The organism is Sporosarcina sp. NCCP-2222 (genome assembly GCF_023168145.1).
Classification (GTDB): Bacteria; Bacillota; Bacilli; order Bacillales_A; family Planococcaceae; genus Sporosarcina.
Genome location: NZ_BQYK01000009.1, coordinates 135,280 through 152,138, shown reverse-complemented (window position 1 = coordinate 152,138; position 16,859 = coordinate 135,280). Strand labels below are relative to the sequence as shown.

Below are 16,859 nucleotides of genomic sequence, written 5' to 3'. Positions count from 1 at the left end.
GGTCGCCCATCCGGGTGATCGATGGAACGACCTATATGAGTGTCAAATACATTGCCAAAGAGATAGGCTTTGAATTGGACTTCTTTCCACAGGAAAAAACGATTCGCATTTTTAGGGAAGATTACAAGCACTCCGAGTACGACGCTTTTCAACAGGCCATCCAGCATTATCGCTTGGAGCAGCAAGAGGCCGCAAAGCCAAAACCGGTGAAGCCAGCAAAACCGACAAAGCCCGAAACAGTCAAGAAGAAACCGAATGTCTACCTGACATTTGACGACGGGCCTAACCAATTCACGACTGTCAACTTGAAGACGTTGAAAGACCAAGAGGTGCCGGCAACGTTCTTTTTCCTAGGCAAACATATGAAAAAGAACCCATCGATTGTGAAGGCCGCCGCAAAGGATGGCCATTATATCGGCTCGCACAGCATGACCCATGACAAAGAGCTTGTGTATAAATCCACCGACTCATTCATGAATGAAATGAAAGAAAGCACACAGCTCATTCAAAAAATTACTGGAAAAAGCACGAAACTGGTTCGGGTGCCCTATGGCAGCAAGCCGCATGTCACACCCGATATGCAAAAACAACTGGCGCTTGGCGGCTACAAAATGTGGGACTGGGACGTCGACTCCAACGACTGGAAATACACAGAAGAGGAAACTGATAAAATTATCGCCAATGTGAAAGAGGGAGTTGCCAAAGCAGAGAAAGCGGGCGACCGGGACATCGTCATCCTCATGCACGATCGAAGCCAGACAACCAAAGCCCTTCCCGCCATCATCGAATGGCTGAAGGAAGAAGGCTACACGTTTAAAAAATACGAAAACGACCACCACGTCGTAAAGAACTTTCTGCATGACAAGGCTTTATAAAACCGCCCCCGTAGCGGTTTTTTCTTTTGGCAATAAACCATTTATGCGTGCCATACCCAGCTGAATTGTAGTCAAGCGGTGATCAATTCAGTTCAGGCAGTGATAGAACTGTTTTACCCGGTGATAGCATCAATTTACACGGTGATAGAATTGAATTAGGCGGTGATAGAACCGTCTTATCCGGTGATAGAACAGTTGCCGTCTCCTTGCTCTACCACCAATAAAATAGAATCTATTAAACCATTAGTTTATAAATCAGCCTTTATCCCACAATCCCTCCAAACCACATCCTCATCCTCAAAAACAGAAACTATCTATTAAAATAGCGCAACGACAGCCTAAATCCCCTCAAAAATCCAAATAACCAACCCCGTCAATTGTCCCAATCCTTCTCTCTAGTTAAATAGTTGGCAATTCAGCATAATCTATAAAACCTTAGCGCTACCCGTACTTTCCCGTTCCCATTCTTTTGAACGATATTTCAGAAAAATCAACAAAAACGGCACTATGCGGTATTTTCAATCTATTTTAAATGTGCTATCTTTTGAGAGCACGACCAATTCATGTCAAGGGGGAAAGAATATTGGAGAAAGCTAGATTTACGAAGCTGTTCAGTTCATTTCTGGCGTTCGTCCTGGTTCTCTCGCTTCTCATGCCGTATGCCGCGTCAGCGAATACGGTGGATGAACTGCAGAGTCTGACTGAGTCGACAGAGACAGCAGACAAGGCAGAAGGGGCAGCGAAGAAACCATTTAAAGAGGACGCGTACAGCGAAAGCATTATGCAGCAAAAGTCGGCGATTGCCGAACAGCTGAACCTGCTTGGCGGGGATGCGAAGCTGCATGAACAGCTGCAAAACGTATCGGGACAACAAGAGGTTCCAGTCATCATTCATTTATCCGAACGATCCGTAGCTCTTGAAAAGGGGATCAAGAAGCTGAAAGGTCAACAACTTTCCAGCACGGAAGCAGCGGCAATTAAGCAAAAAGCACGCTCGCAGCAAATTAATGCCAAGAAAGAAATGATGATCAAAGGCATTACGTTCAAAGAAGGATTTTCTTATGACACCGTCCTAAACGGCATGTCCGGCAAAGTAAAAGCTGACGACATTCCAAAATTGCTTGAGGTGACAGGCGTTAAATTAGTAGAGCCTGACACGACGGTCTATGCATACGAGCTTGGCAAGGCAAATGCCAACTCAAAATTGAACAATCTTAAAAAACCGGTTCCTGGCGAATCCAAATTGGAAGAGAAGGCAAAACCGGGTCTCGGCAGTCCAATTCCAGGGCAAGTAAGCCCAGCGATGGACACGAGCATTTCATTCCTCGGCATTGAACAGCTTTGGAATGAAGGAATCGAAGGACAAGGCATCAAAGTAGCCGTCCTAGATACGGGAATCGATAAAGACCACCCGGATTTCCAAGGCATTTATAAAGGCGGTAAAAACTTCGTTCCACACAACGGCACAGATTATGCACGCCCTCGCGCAGATAACGACGGTTCTGAAACATCACCGGCCGATCGTCCGTCACACCGCCCTGAATTCGATTCAGACGGCCGCGCATTCTACACATCCCACGGGACGCACGTTGCAGGTACTATCGCAGCAATCGGAAATAACCCGTACGGCATTAAAGGGATCGCACCGAAAGTTGACCTCTACTCCTACCGCGTTCTTGGCGCATATGGCAGCGGCTCCACTTCCGGCATTATTAAAGCAATTGAAACAGCAGTCATCGAAGAGATGGACGTCATCAACCTTTCACTAGGCGGCGGCTCCAACTCTGAAACAGACGGCGCTTCATTCGCAATTAACAACGCAATGCTAGCAGGTACAATCGCAGTAGTGGCAACAGGTAACTCTGGGCCAAACCGCGGCACAATGGGCACGCCAGCTACTTCACGTCTCGGAATTGCAGTCGGAAATACGACGAATCCGGAAGCCCACTATGACGGGCAAGTGAATATCACAGCAGGCGACTACAGCCTATCGAAAACACTCAACTTGATGGGTACGACATTTGGACAAGACCTTGCAGCGCAATTGAACGGCGAATATGGAATCGTAGCAGTTCCTGGCGTAGGTAAGCCAGCGGACTATAACGGGCTTGATGTGAACGGCAAAGTGGCACTCGTCTCCCGCGGCGAAATTGCATTCGTTGATAAAATCGCAGCCGCAAAAGATAAGGGTGCTGTCGCCATCATCGTCCACAACTTTGCGGGCGGTTCCAATGCACCGGGTCCTTCCGGCACGTTCCTTGGCGATTCATTCGATTACATCCCGGCATTTGATATGTCCCAAACGGACGGCGAAGCAATCCGCACTGCGCTTCAGCAAGCGGCAGGCACAATTTCCTTTGGTGCATTCAATGTTACATTGACAGAAGGGGACGAAGTGAACAGCTCCAGTTCCCGCGGACCATCGAGACCGAACTTCGATATTAAACCGGACGTTACGGCTCCAGGAACGAACATTATGTCCACAATCCCGATGTACAAAGCGGACTTCCCGGATGCGTCCTATGAAACAGCATTCGACCGCAAAACGGGTACATCGATGGCAACTCCGCACATCGCAGGAATCGCGGCACTCGTCCAACAAGCGAACCCAAGCTGGTCGCCATTCGACGTGAAAGTTGCGCTATCCAACACGGCGAAAGTGCTCGACACGAAAAAGTATGATGTCTTCGCGCAAGGCGCGGGTCGCGTTCAACCATACGCGGCAGCACATCCAAACATCCTCGCGTATGCAATCGACACAGCGAACAACGACGGACAGATCGTCGAGAACTTGAAAGGGACAGTAACATTCGGCCCGCAAAAACTTGACCAAAACCTATCCGTCACGAAGCAGGTCCGCGTAAAAGCGATCAATGGCGGCGGCACGTACAATGCGACAGTCGAAATGACAAAAACATTCGGCGATGCAACAGTTACAGTCGACAAGCCGACATTCACACTGTCCGGCGAGCAATTGCTCAATGTTACATTGACAGCTTCCAAGAGAAACACAACGGCTGGAGATGAAGTACTCGGCTACATCCATATCACGGGTAACGGAGCTAACATTTCATTGCCATTCGCAGCTGATTTCGGCGGAATTTCTGCTACGGAAATCAGAGATATGAACATTAACGAAACAGATCTTTCCTTCAACGGCGACGGTGTGAAAGACGAAGCAATGCTTACGTTCAAGATCACAGGAGACGTGGGAATGAACTTCATTGAAATCTGGGATATCATGGATCCGGAAGGCGGCGTCTACGGTGATGGCTACATCGGTTACTTGCACGCAGGCCAATCGCTTGGCGCAGGCTCCTACCAGCTTCCAATCAGAGGCCAGTACAGCCCATGGTCCGGCGATCCGCAAACGACAATTCCAGATGGCTTGTACACAATTGACTTCACGGCACAAACAGCATCCGGCAACCCGCCAGTCATCAGTGACTACGTCGGCCCGGTCGTTGTGAAATCCGAAGCAGGCACAATCACAGGCGCTATCGAAGGCACAACAGCGACTGGCCAAATTGATGATGCCTATATCGGATACCAGCAAGAACTTGAAAACTATGGCTTAGGCTATGATATTAACACGAAATTGAAAGCGTCTTATGAAGTGAAAGAAGGGGAAGAAGTCGTAGCATCCGGCCAAGTGAAACTGGCACAGGACGGCGCATACACATTCGATCTTCCGGAACTTAACAAGGCGAAACACTCCGTCATCGTGAAATACGAAGACGCAGCAGGCAATAAAGCCCAAAAGATCATCTACAACGCAGGCGACCAAGTGGAAGACGAAGTCGACTACACGGTAAGCTTTGAAGCGGTTGAGCTTGAACTTGAAGGCACAGAGCAGCTGACAGTAACAGAAACAACAACAAAAGCAGACGGCACGAAAGAAGAGAAGGACGTCACAGCAGAAGCAGAATTCGTCTCTGCGGATGAATCCATCGCTACTGTCGCAAACGGCCTCGTAACTGCGGTCGCACCAGGTACGACAGAAATCACCGTCACGTACAAAGAATTCACGAAAGCAATCCCTGTCGAAGTGAAAGAGACTGCACAGGGCGAAGAGAAAGTCACGTACTCCGTGAACAAAATGAGCGTCAAACTTGGCGTAGACCAAACGGAGCAACTCATCGTCACGAAGACGACAGAAAAACCGGATGGCACAATCGTTGAGGAAGACGTGACAGAAACAGGCAAGTACAACGTCGTCAACAACACAATCGCGAGAATCAACAAAGGCCTCATTACGGCAATCAAACCGGGCAAAACGCAAGCACGTGTAATGATTCCTGGCCAAGAAACAATTTTCGTTGAAATCGAAGTAACAGCACAAGCGAAAGATATCATCACGTATTCTGTGAACAAAAAGAACTTGGTCCTTGGCGTTGGCCAGCAGGAGCAACTTTATGTCACACAAAAGACAGTAAAACCAGACGGCACGGTTGTTGAAAAAGACGTAACAGGCCAATTGCGCTATAACGTTCTGAACAACACGTATGCAACGGTTCAAAAAGGTACTGTCACAGCGAAACAAGCAGGATTGACGCAAGTGCGAATCCACAGCATCCCTGAACACGAAGACATCTACGTCTACTTGGAAGTAGTGGAGCTGCCGCAAAACATCGTCACGTATTCTGCCAATAAAACCCACCTGACAATCGGGGAAGGCCAGCAGGAGCAACTGTATGTCACAGAAACAACAGTAACTCCGGATGGTGAAGTTTTTGAACGCGATGTCACGGGCGCAGGGAAATACAGTGTCATCGATAACACGGTCGCGACAGTGAAAAAGGGACTTGTCTCCGCTGTTAAAGCAGGCAAATCCCAAGTCCGGATCGTTATCAATGAAAAAGAAACGCTTTACGTGTACTTGGAAGTAACAAAGGCGCTACAAAACAAAGTCTCATACGAACTAAGCCATACTGAACTTGTCATGGCGGTTGGCGAGCAACAGCAATTGAAAGTAAAAGAAACAACAGTAACACCGGAAGGCAAGACGACCGAGCGTGACGCAACAGTCGACACGACGTTTGAAGTAGTCAACGACGCAATCGCTTCTGTCCAAATGGGCCTTGTTACAGCAAAAGAAGCAGGTAAAACGCAAGTCCGTATCGTCCTTCCTAGCGGCGAAGCAATCCTCGTATACTTGGAAGTAACTGGCGGTACAGCTGCACCTGACAGTGTCACATATGCTGTGAATCAAGAGCAGTTTGCTTTGAACGCAGGCGATACGGCTCAAGTAGCAGTAACAGAAACGACAACGAAAGCAGATGGAACAGCAACTGACCGCGATGTCACAAGCGAAGCAGTATTCACAAGTGCTGACGCAAGCATCGCAACAGTCGAAAACGGCACGATCACAGCGGTCGGAGCTGGAACGACTACGATTACTGCGACATTCAAAGACTTCACGGCATCAATTGCGGTAGAAGTAGCAGCAGTTCCAGAGGTGCCAACTGATACAGTCGAGTACTCTGTGAATAAAACAGATGTCAATGTTGGCGTAGGCGAACAGGATCGTCTCCTTGTCCTCGAAACGACAACTAAACCTAACGGAGACGTTACAATGCGCAATATCACTGACGAAGCTTCCTTCGAAGTGGCAGACGCAAGCATTGCAGCGATCGACCGTGGAACAGTTATCGGCCTTGGCATCGGCAACACAACAATTGCAGTGAAATACGCGGAGTTCTTCCAACTGGTGAACGTTTCCGTCGAAGGAGCACCGGCTGTTCAATCACCGGCTCACAAAATCACGATGGACAGCATCGCTGCTGAGCTAGGCGATAAAAAAACGAAGCAAATCACAATCGACCTCTTCTCAGCTGAAGCTACAGTTGAAGTCGAAATTGATGCTTCCACGTTAGAAGCCATCAAACAATCGAAAAAAGACCTCATCCTTCAAAAAGATGGAGCGGTCATCAATTTTGAAGATGATGCAGTCGAAGAGCTGCTAATGCAAACTGGCGGCGACGTGACAATCGTCATCACGAAATCAGATGCAAGCCATATTGAGAATGCTATTTCTGAAATGTACACACTGGAATTCTTCAGTGGCTTCGGAGACAGCAAGCAATTATTGGGTAGCTACAAAGAGGACATTGAAATCATCCTCCCAGTAGATGAATCCAAGATGGCACGTTCTAACAAAGTTGCCGTTCTAGACGTCTCAACAGGCAAAGCGTTGAAAGCGAAGTACAAAAAAGGCCAATTCACATTCGAAACAGAGAATGCCGGAAGCTTTGTCGCAATCAACGACTAATACGAAAACAGCCTTCCCCTTAAATAGAGGGAAAGGCTGTTTTTCAGTTTAAGAGCCTAGGAATCGTGTATACTATCTATAATACTAGTAGGTCCAGGAGTGAAAGGAAGTGTCTACACATGACCGGAAAAGCCGAACAGCTCATCGAGCAAAAGACAGCTAATAACAACCGTTCCCGTTACGGCAGCCAAAAGAAAAAATACAAGACGACGACCAAACCGCAAACCGACTACATCGTTCTCGACTTCGAAACGACCGGTTTCCGGGCAGGCGCCGACCGCATCATCCAAATTGGTGCACTCAAATTCATCAATCACGAGCAAATCGAATACTTTAATACGTTCATTAATCCGGAACGCTACATTCCACCGAATATCACACGACTTACCGGCATATCGAACGAAATGGTCGAATGGGCCCCGACGATCGAAACTAAAATCGGCGACCTCATCGAATTCATCGACAACCTGCCGATCATCGCGCACAACGCTGCCTTCGACATGAGCTTCCTTTACGCTCTTGACAATCTCGAAGGAATCGAAATTCCGGCATACACCGTTATCGACACTGTGAAACTCGCTCGCAAAACGATCACAGCTACACCGAACCATAAATTAACGACACTCACAAAATACTTGCAGCTCGAACACGACGCCCACGACGCAATCGGCGACTGCCTCGCAACAGCCGCCATCTACCAATATTGCACCAACGCCAACGACCCTCATACTGCCTGAGGAATTGTCGTTGGTTTTTTATTCCATTACGCGACGGACCAATTAAAGAGAAAAACCTTAGTATAAAAAATGCATTCAACGCGAAAAAGGCTGTTTATGATAGCTATTTTCCCGCGAACTAATACTCTCTCGTACGCTACCTCATACAATATTTCCTCAAATCATAGTTTTGGCCATAAAAAGCCATAGAAAACTTCGTTTTGCCCCAAAACAGCCCCTGAAAACTTGGAAATCAACCAACCGCTTCTACTAATCCTACTATTAAAAAAGAAAGTTGTACGCTCAATACTAGAGTTGCAATCCAAGTCAACTCCACCACACAAAAATCCCTCTCCAAAACCCCTCCATATCCTGTATAATCAAACCCAGAGACCATAAAAATCAACCAGAAACAGTAAAACGCTGCACCACACCATAACCAATTCCGACAGAAAGGAGCAACGACATGACCCGCAAACAAACGAACCCCGCCCAAGCGACCGACCCGCGCTTTAAAATCGCGCATCGGGAAGCGATCATCGGCATCGTGCTCGCCATCTTCAATTTCATCTGGTGGTTCGGCTTCGCCTACGGACTCGGCTCGCGACCGCCGGAAGAGTACACCTATATCTGGGGCTTGCCGGACTGGTTCTTCTATAGCTGTGTGCTCGGCTTCATTATCATGTGTATTCTCGTCATCGTTATTACGAAATTCGTCTTAAAAGAAGTTCCGCTCGATGTGGATCCAAGCAACACAGACCAACCAAAGGAGGGGCCGGCAAAACAATGAATATTGGAGTTATTATCCCGCTCGTCATCTTTTTAATCGGGATATTTGCAATCGGCTTTATCGCCTCCAAACAAATGAGCGGGGAAGGGGGCTTCCTGCAGCAATACTTCCTCGGCGGACGGGAACTCGGCGGTTTCGTTCTCGCCATGACGATGGTAGCTACATACGGAAGTGCCTCCAGCTTCCTCGGGGGACCCGGTACTGCGTACACGGTCGGCTTCGGCTGGATCCTGCTCGCTATGACTCAGGTCGTCACGGGTTATTTTGTCCTGCTTATCCTAGGAAAGAAATTCGCCATCCTTGGCCGCAAGTATAACGCAGTCACGATGATCGATTTCCTGAAAGCCCGCTACAATAGCCCGCTCGTCGCCATTTTATCCGCCATCGCAATCATCGTATTTCTATTTTCTGCGATGACCGCACAATGGGTCGGCGGGGGACGGCTCATCGAGTCACTCACCGGACTGCAATACACAACGGCGCTCTTCATTTTCGCGATTTCCGTCCTCGTCTATGTGACGATTGGCGGCTTCCGGGCCGTCGCGCTCACCGACGCGGTCCAAGGTGCCGTTATGGTCGTCGGCACACTCGTCCTGCTCATCGGCGTCATCATCGCGGGCGGCGGCGTCCCGGCAATCATGCAGGATTTGATCAATGAAAACCCGCGTCTCGTCACGCCGTACGGAGCAGACGGCACGCTGACCGCCGCCTATGTATCCTCCTTCTGGATTCTCGTCGGCGTCGGCGTCGTTGGGCTTCCGCAAATGGCCGTCCGCGCCATGAGCTACAAAAGTTCTCGCGCCATGCACCGGGCTCTCGTCATCGGAACGATCGTCACCGGTTTCATCATGCTCAACATGCACTTGATCGGCGTCTTTGCGCGTCCCATCATGCCGGGCATTGACATCGGGGACAAGGTCATCCCGCTCGTCGCACTCGAAGTCCTGCCGCCCTGGCTCGCCGGCATCGTCCTGGCAGCTCCAATGGCAGCGATTATGTCTACCGTCGATTCGCTCTTGCTGCTCGTCAGCTCGGCCATCGTCAAGGACGTCTATTTAAACTTCATCAAACCGGAAGCGAGTGAAACAACGGTTAAACGCATGAGCTTCGGCGTCACAGGCATTCTCGGCATCATCGTTTTCCTGCTTGCCCTGCAGCCGCCGGAACTGCTCATCTTCCTGAACCTGTTCGCCTTCGGGGGACTCGAGGCCGCCTTCATCTGGCCGGTCGTCCTCGGACTGTATTGGAAGTATGGCAATAAATACGGTGCCATCTTCAGCATGATCACTGGCATCGCCGCCTACATCGCCATTCATTTCTACAACACGGCGAATGGCAATCTGCTCGGCGTCCATACCGTCACCTTGCCAGTCCTCCTGTCGCTTGCCGCTTATATCATTGGCAGCCTGGCAGTCAAACGAGAGGCATATCAGTTTTAAATAAAAAGCGGATTCCCTGGCAACTAGGAATCCGCTTTTATTAGTCTAGTTTTTCTATTATCCGACTACTAGAGTATCTGATTTATCCTCCAAACTGACCTTCCCACCCCTCTCCCCATCCTGTATAATCAACCCAAACACCATACGAAAGGCGGCCGCCCCATGCTCAAAATCTACATGCTCCTCACCACTGTCATGCTCATCTGGGGACTCAACCTGCCCCTCGTTAAATACCTGGTCGGCTTCATGGATCCCGTCACCATGACCTCCTTCCGCATTCTGCTCGCAGGCATCACCGTATTCGCCATCCTCACCCCTCTGAAACTAGTACGCAAGCCAACAAAACAAGAATGGCTGTATATTATGGGCGGCGCGCTGCTCAACGTCGTCCTGCATCATTACTTCATGAGCGTCGGCCTGTCCCGCACGTCCGCGACGAATACTGGGCTCATCCTCGGCATGGGACCTGTGCTGACTGCCATTTTCACAGCGCTCCTCCTGCGCAACAACCCGTCCAAAATCCAGTGGATCGGTGCTGCAATCGGGTTTGCCGGCATCGGCTCCGTCGTCTTAGCAGGCGGGGACGGGGTGAGTGGCCTGGCACTCGGAGATGCCTTCATCTTTTTTAGCATCCTCGCCCAAGTGCTTTCTTTCATGATCATCGCGAAAGCGGCAAGGACGCTGGACCCACGTTTGCTCACCGCGTACATGCTCGTCGTTGGCAGCTTCCTGCTTATGCTTATCAGCTTCGTTCAGGAGCCCGGACAGATCGAAGGATTTGCCTCGCTACCGCCGCGCTTTTGGATTGCCTTTGCCGCCAGCGGAATGATTGGAACGGCGGTCGGGCATATGCTGTACAACTACTCCGTCGGGAAGGTAGGGCCGGCGAAAGCTGCCATTTTCATGAACTTGAACACCTTGTTCGGGCTCCTCGGATCGGCTATCTTCCTCGGGGAAGTCATCACCGGGCGTCATCTAGTGGGATTCCTGTTCATTATTGTCGGTGTCATCCTTGGCTCCGGGGCGGCAGAGGAATTACGAAAAAGAAAACTAAATCATGAATCTACCACAAAAGAGCCAGGCTAACCCTGGCTTTTTTTAGTCTACTAATCCTCCTCAAATCTAGTATAATTACAGAAAAAGAGGAGGCAGACGCATGAAACTACGAATCTCAGCAACCGCACTCGCAGCAACACTTGCACTTGCAACGCTCACCACTTCTGCGCAAGCCGCGACATTCAAAGATGTTCCCAAAAATCATTATGCATATGAAGCGATCGACGTCCTTTCTGACAAAGGGGTGCTCGGCGGCTATCCCGATGGAACGTACGGCATTAACCAACCTGTTACCCGTGCACAGGCAGCTAAAATCATCGCGCTCGCAACCGGCATGAAACCGTCGGCGAACTTCCAACCGGATTTCCGAGATGTCTCCCCAGCGCATGGATCCTATCAGCATATCCGAGCGCTAACTGAACGCGGCATCTTTACTAACGGCGAAAACTTCATCCCAAACGCGCCACTCACCCGTGGCCAGATGGCGAAAATCATCGCCCTCGCCTACGACATCATCGTCGATGACAATGATCTAATGACATTCCAAGACGTCAAACGTCTGAATGGTTACAAAGGATACATCATCACGATTGCGGAACTCGGCATTACAACAACTGCAGAAGGCGAGGCGTTCAAACCAAATGACCACGTCACCCGCGCCCAAATGGCGGCCTTCGTCAAGCGTGCAATGGATTTCAATGCCAAGCGCAAATCCGGCGAAATCTATTACGATAAAACCCAGCAGCGCTATGTCGATAAGATCTACTCAACTCCCGAGCCGCCGCCAGCCGTCAAAGATGACACGTATGCGGCAGATACCATTAATCTAGTAAATAAAGAACGAGCTTCCCAAAAATTAACCGCCTTGAAAGCAGACAGCGCCCTCAACAAACTTGCCCAGATGAAAGCCGAGGATATGGTGAAGAACAAGTACTTTGCCCACTTGTCCCCGACATACGGCTCGGTCGGTACGATGCTCGATACGTACAAATATAGCTGGACTGCCTACGGAGAGAACATCGCCAAAGGTTACACCACTCCGGGTTCAGCCGTTGAAGGGTGGATGAACTCCAAAGGCCACCGCGACAACATCATGCAATCAAAGTTCACCAACGTCGGCGCCGGCTTTGCGAAAGACGCGGACGGCACTACGTATTGGGTTCATATCTTTTCAGCGAAATAAAACAGGGAAGGGGGCGGCACCTGCTGCTTCCTGTCCTCTCACCGTTCTCCTTACAGAAAAATTGCTATATCTACCAAACTATTTTCCTCAAGCATGTCTTTAAACCAGCAAAGCGGGTATAATCAATAACAAGGTCTATATGATAAGGAGGAACCGGCGTGAAACAACTGCAAGCCATTCTATTCGCATTCATTGCCATATTACTATTCTCCCCGGCTGCCGAAGCGGCACGGGTCGATGACATCAAATTCTTCGTTGAAAACTATTATTACGGCAAAATCCCGGACAACCTCGACTCGATGAAGACTGTCGATGAAGTAATCGACGCGCTAGACGAATACTCGCGCTACCTCTCGCCAGACGAATATACCTTCTATATGGCGGCGGTGGGGGCTGACGATGTGGCGGCTGCCCATCTTGACGAGCCTGCCATTTCATCTTCCATGCTGTATGGCAACATCGGGTATATTAAAATCCAAACGTTCTCCGCCAAGCTGAATCAGGAGATCATCGACCAATGGCTCGCCCTGAAGAAGCAAGGCGCGACAAAGTTAATTCTAGACCTCCGCTATAATGGCGGCGGCTACGTCGACAGTGCCGAAAAATTCCTCGGCCATTTCGAGGGCGTGAAAGATGCATATTATGTCACGACACGGGAAGGCAGCCAAATGGTGAAGCCGATCCCATCCAAAGTGAAATTCCCTAAACAGACCTACATTCTTGTCAATAAATACTCGGCTTCCGCTTCTGAAATCGTGGCGGCGTCCGTCATTGATCAGAGCGCAGCAACCGTCGTTGGTGAAAAGACGAAAGGGAAGGGGACGATCCAGACCTTCTTCGAATTCGAGGACGGTAGTGCTCTAAAGCTGACTGTTGGCGAATTCACTGGACCGAAAAAGACGAAGATTCACCAAAAAGGCGTTCAGCCGACGATCGAAACGAAAACTGGCAAGGAATTGACGACAATTCATGAACGGCTCTTGCATGATCACTTTGCCAGCAAGAAATACAAACCGCTCGACCCACTCGACAAAGTGGCAGCGGCCAAAACATTCTATCTTCATTTCACCCAGCCGATGAACCTTCGCGCGACTCAGACGTCCAATAAGGTAGAACTCGTGAAAATGGGAGGCGTTGCGGTCCCGGTGAAGACAAGCATGAACAATAACGGCCAGCTTGAAATAACGCCAGTGAAAAAGATGCAGCGTGGCGGCACTTATATGCTCGTCGTCCATCCCGGTCTGCCATCAACTACCGGACGGACAACCAAGCAAGGTGTCTATTCACAAATTACGGTGCAATAACGTTTACTAATAGGGCGGGGATGGACCAAACACTTGGTTCAGGCCCGTCCGCTATGATATAATCATCTACTGTGTAATGTGGAATCTAACAAGCGGTGAATAAGCCGCAAAAGCAGTCCACAAAGAAAGGAACATACCAATGGATAAGAAAATCTGCGTTGTCGGCCTCGGCTACATCGGCCTCCCGACAGCCGTCATGTTCGCCAACAGCGGCGTTCAAGTACATGGTGTCGATATTAACGAAACAGCTGTTAACATGATTGCCAATAAGCAATTACATATAGAAGAGAACGGTCTCCAAGAACGTCTCGACCGCGCCATCGACGAAGGGAAATTTACCGTTTCCACAACGCCGGTAGAAGCCGATGTTTACATCGTCGCCGTCCCGTCCCCGATCAACCCGGACAATACGGCGAACTTAGAATATATCCGCCAGGCGACATCATCCATCGTGCCATTTGTGAAGCCGGGTGTACTCGTCATTTTGGAATCCACGGTTCCGCCAAAAACAGTCGAAAACATCATGCTGCCGGAGCTTCGTAAATCAAACCTGACACTCGGAGAAGACTTATTTGTTTCCCACTCGCCGGAGCGCGTCATCCCGGGCAAGATTTTCGAAGAGCTCGTGAACAACGACCGGATCGTCGGCGGCATCACGCCGGAATCCGCGCAAATGACAAAAGATCTTTATAAAACATTCGTCCAAGGGGAAATCCATTTGACAGACGCAACAACTGCGGAGCTCGTCAAAGTAATGGAAAACACCTATCGTGACGTGAATATCGCGTTTGCCAATGAACTAGCGAAAATCGCTGAATCAATTGGCGTGGACATTTGGGAAGCGATCCGTTTCGCAAACTTCCATCCGCGTGTAAACATTCATATGCCAGGGCCTGGTGTTGGCGGTCACTGCATCGCAGTTGACCCATGGTTCCTCGTTGAACTCAACCCGGCGGAAGCGCAAATTATCCATAAAGCTCGTCTCACAAACGATGGCATGCCGGAGTTCGTTGCAGAAAAAACCAAGGGCTTGCTTGATGATCAAAACATTAAAGACGGCAAAGTCGCTGTACTCGGCCTTGCATTTAAAGGCAACGTCGACGACATGCGCGAAAGCCCGTCCCTTACTGTTATTAAAGAATTGCAAGCTCGCAATATCGATGTGAAGTCCTTCGATCCTCATATCAAAAACGCGAAGCACGCAACACAAAAGGATACACTGGAAGAAGCATTGGCGGACGTCGACTTGATTATCCTGACGACGGATCACGATGAATTCAAACAGCTGAACCCGAACCACCTTGTAACGAAAACACCGAAGCCGTTTATTTTGGATACGAAAAACGCACTGGACCGGAACAAATGGGAGCAAGCAGGCTTCCATTACTACAAGCTCGGTGACGGCTCTCCGGCAGGTGTCTTCAGCTAAGATGAAAGAACAAATTCTAGGCGTTAGCGTCAACACGGAAAGCTATGACGAACTCATCCCGAGGGTTTTCCAAAACATCGAAGACAAGAAGAAGTCGCTCGTCGTTGCCATCAATCCTGAAAAACTCATGAAGGCAAAGGACGATCCCGAATTGAAGGCGCTGCTGAACCGTGCGGAATTCCAAATTCCGGACGGGATCGGCGTCATCATCGCTTCGAAAATGAAAAAAGGCAACATCCGCTCACGCGTAACGGGCGTCGACATGATGGACCGCGTCGTCAGGGAAGCGGCACGAACAGGAAAACGAATTTTCCTGTATGGCGCAAAACCGGGAGTTGCCGACCAGGCAGCCGCGAAACTCGTGGAAACTTATCCGGATCTCATCGTAGCTGGCACGCAAGACGGTTACGAAAAGGATACAGCCAAAGTAATTCAGACAATCAACGAAGCAACACCGGACATCCTGTTCGTTGCCATGGGTTCCCCGAAACAGGAGCTATGGATCGAACAATACCGCGATCAGCTTCACCCGATCCTTTACCAAGGAGTCGGTGGATCATTCGACGTGCTCGCCGGCAACATTAAACGTGCACCGGCCGCTTTCCAAAAAGTCGGCGCCGAATGGCTGTACCGTCTATTGAAGGAACCAAGTCGCCTGAAAAGGCAAATGGTCCTTCCAAAATTTCTATTAGAAATTCTAGCAGGAAAAAAATAAAACCATACTTGTAATCTACTAAATAGGATGATAGAATACGTAAGTGTAAGGATAATTTCCTCTGTAGCATATATAACAAACGCCACGCAGGACGAAAACGGTTGGTTGACCGCACAAAAAGCCTTGAACAGCTCCCATCTGTTCAAGGCTTTTTGCATGCCCATAATTAACTCTCCAATAACTCTCTAACAAAAAAACTCTCAAATACTTATTATTCCAGTCATATTCCTAATCCTTCCTGCATAACGTCAATAGGAAGACAAGCACTACAATTCTATGTCAAAAAACGCAATCTACTAAGTTCGACAGAAAAAACATAGAAATACTTGATATATATTTGAAATACGATAGAATAGTAGAAGCGGCGGATAAATTCAGAGCATTTATACTCTATGAATCTGGAACATTACTAATTTGTAATTGACATCCAAGCCGTGACTATCTATACTTTATTGTGTAATGGCTTCTACTTCCATTTTGCCGTGGGGTAGTTGACAAATTATTTTTTTCAATAAGAGGAGGAAATTATTCAATGGCTAACCAACCAACGAAGTATCGTAAGTTTGTAGTTGGCGCGGCATCAGCTGCTCTAGTAGCATCTGCAGTTGCACCAGTTGCAAGCGCGAAAACATTCTCTGACACAAAAGGGAACACACACGAAGCAGCAATCGACGCACTATCTGATGCTGGCGTAATCACAGGTTATGAAGATGGAACATTCAAGCCTAACAAAACTTTGACACGTTCTGACGTTGTTAAATTGATGGGTAAATGGCTTGTATCAGAAGGATATGCAATTCCATCCGACGCAGTTTCTAACCCACGTTTCGCTGACTTGAAATCTACTTCCAACAAAGAGCTTCTTGAGTATGCTGCAGTTGTTAAAGACAACGGCGTATTCGTAGGAACTCCAGACGGCAAGCTAGATCCAGCTGGCAACATCACTCGTGAAAACATGGCAATCGTACTAGTTCGTGCATTCGACCGTGTGAACGACATCGACCTCGCTACATACGTGGCAGGACAAGATTTCAAGAAAGACGTTACTGACCGCGGAACAGCTAAAGCTGAAGCTCGCCCA

The 16,859-nt window shown here is 49.0% G+C and carries 11 protein-coding genes; all 11 read left to right on the top strand.

The features are described 5' to 3' along the window. The coding region (locus tag NCCP2222_RS17390) for a polysaccharide deacetylase family protein (RefSeq protein ID WP_248513647.1) at positions 1–875 on the top strand (875 nt) is incomplete at its 5' end. Positions 876–1,458: 583 nt separating this feature from the next. Continuing rightward, positions 1,459–7,146 (top strand): S8 family serine peptidase, encoded by a 5,688-nt coding sequence (locus NCCP2222_RS20825; protein WP_309295978.1) that lies wholly within the window; start codon positions 1,459–1,461, stop codon positions 7,144–7,146. A 119-nt stretch (positions 7,147–7,265) separates the two neighbouring features. Continuing rightward, on the top strand, positions 7,266–7,883 hold the full coding sequence (locus NCCP2222_RS17380; protein ID WP_248513646.1) for a 3'-5' exonuclease: 618 nt from the start codon (positions 7,266–7,268) through the stop codon (positions 7,881–7,883). A 445-nt stretch (positions 7,884–8,328) separates the two neighbouring features. Then, positions 8,329–8,652 (top strand): YhdT family protein, encoded by a 324-nt coding sequence (locus NCCP2222_RS17375; RefSeq protein WP_248513645.1) that lies wholly within the window; start codon positions 8,329–8,331, stop codon positions 8,650–8,652. Further along, positions 8,649–10,091 carry a sodium/pantothenate symporter gene (panF, locus tag NCCP2222_RS17370; protein WP_248513644.1) on the top strand — a complete coding sequence of 481 codons (1,443 nt, stop codon included), beginning with the start codon at positions 8,649–8,651 and terminating at the stop codon, positions 10,089–10,091. Before NCCP2222_RS17375 ends, panF begins: the two co-directional genes overlap by 4 nt. A gap of 162 nt (positions 10,092–10,253) precedes the next feature. Then, on the top strand, positions 10,254–11,177 hold the full coding sequence (locus NCCP2222_RS17365; RefSeq protein ID WP_248513643.1) for a DMT family transporter: 924 nt from the start codon (positions 10,254–10,256) through the stop codon (positions 11,175–11,177). A 70-nt stretch (positions 11,178–11,247) separates the two neighbouring features. Beyond that, positions 11,248–12,330, top strand: a complete 1,083-nt coding sequence (locus NCCP2222_RS17360) for a CAP and S-layer homology domain-containing protein (RefSeq protein WP_248513642.1) — start codon at positions 11,248–11,250, stop codon at positions 12,328–12,330. A gap of 158 nt (positions 12,331–12,488) precedes the next feature. Next, positions 12,489–13,634 carry a S41 family peptidase gene (locus NCCP2222_RS17355; RefSeq protein WP_248513641.1) on the top strand — a complete coding sequence of 382 codons (1,146 nt, stop codon included), beginning with the start codon at positions 12,489–12,491 and terminating at the stop codon, positions 13,632–13,634. 139 nt (positions 13,635–13,773) lie between these two features. Then, entirely contained in the window at positions 13,774–15,063 is a 1,290-nt protein-coding gene (locus NCCP2222_RS17350; RefSeq protein ID WP_248513640.1) for a nucleotide sugar dehydrogenase, read from the top strand. Position 15,064: 1 nt separating this feature from the next. Beyond that, complete coding sequence (locus NCCP2222_RS17345) at positions 15,065–15,778, top strand: WecB/TagA/CpsF family glycosyltransferase (protein WP_248513639.1); 714 nt, start codon at positions 15,065–15,067, stop codon at positions 15,776–15,778. A gap of 532 nt (positions 15,779–16,310) precedes the next feature. Beyond that, positions 16,311–16,859 (top strand): S-layer homology domain-containing protein (locus NCCP2222_RS17340; protein WP_248513638.1); only part of this gene is annotated, 549 nt, incomplete at its 3' end.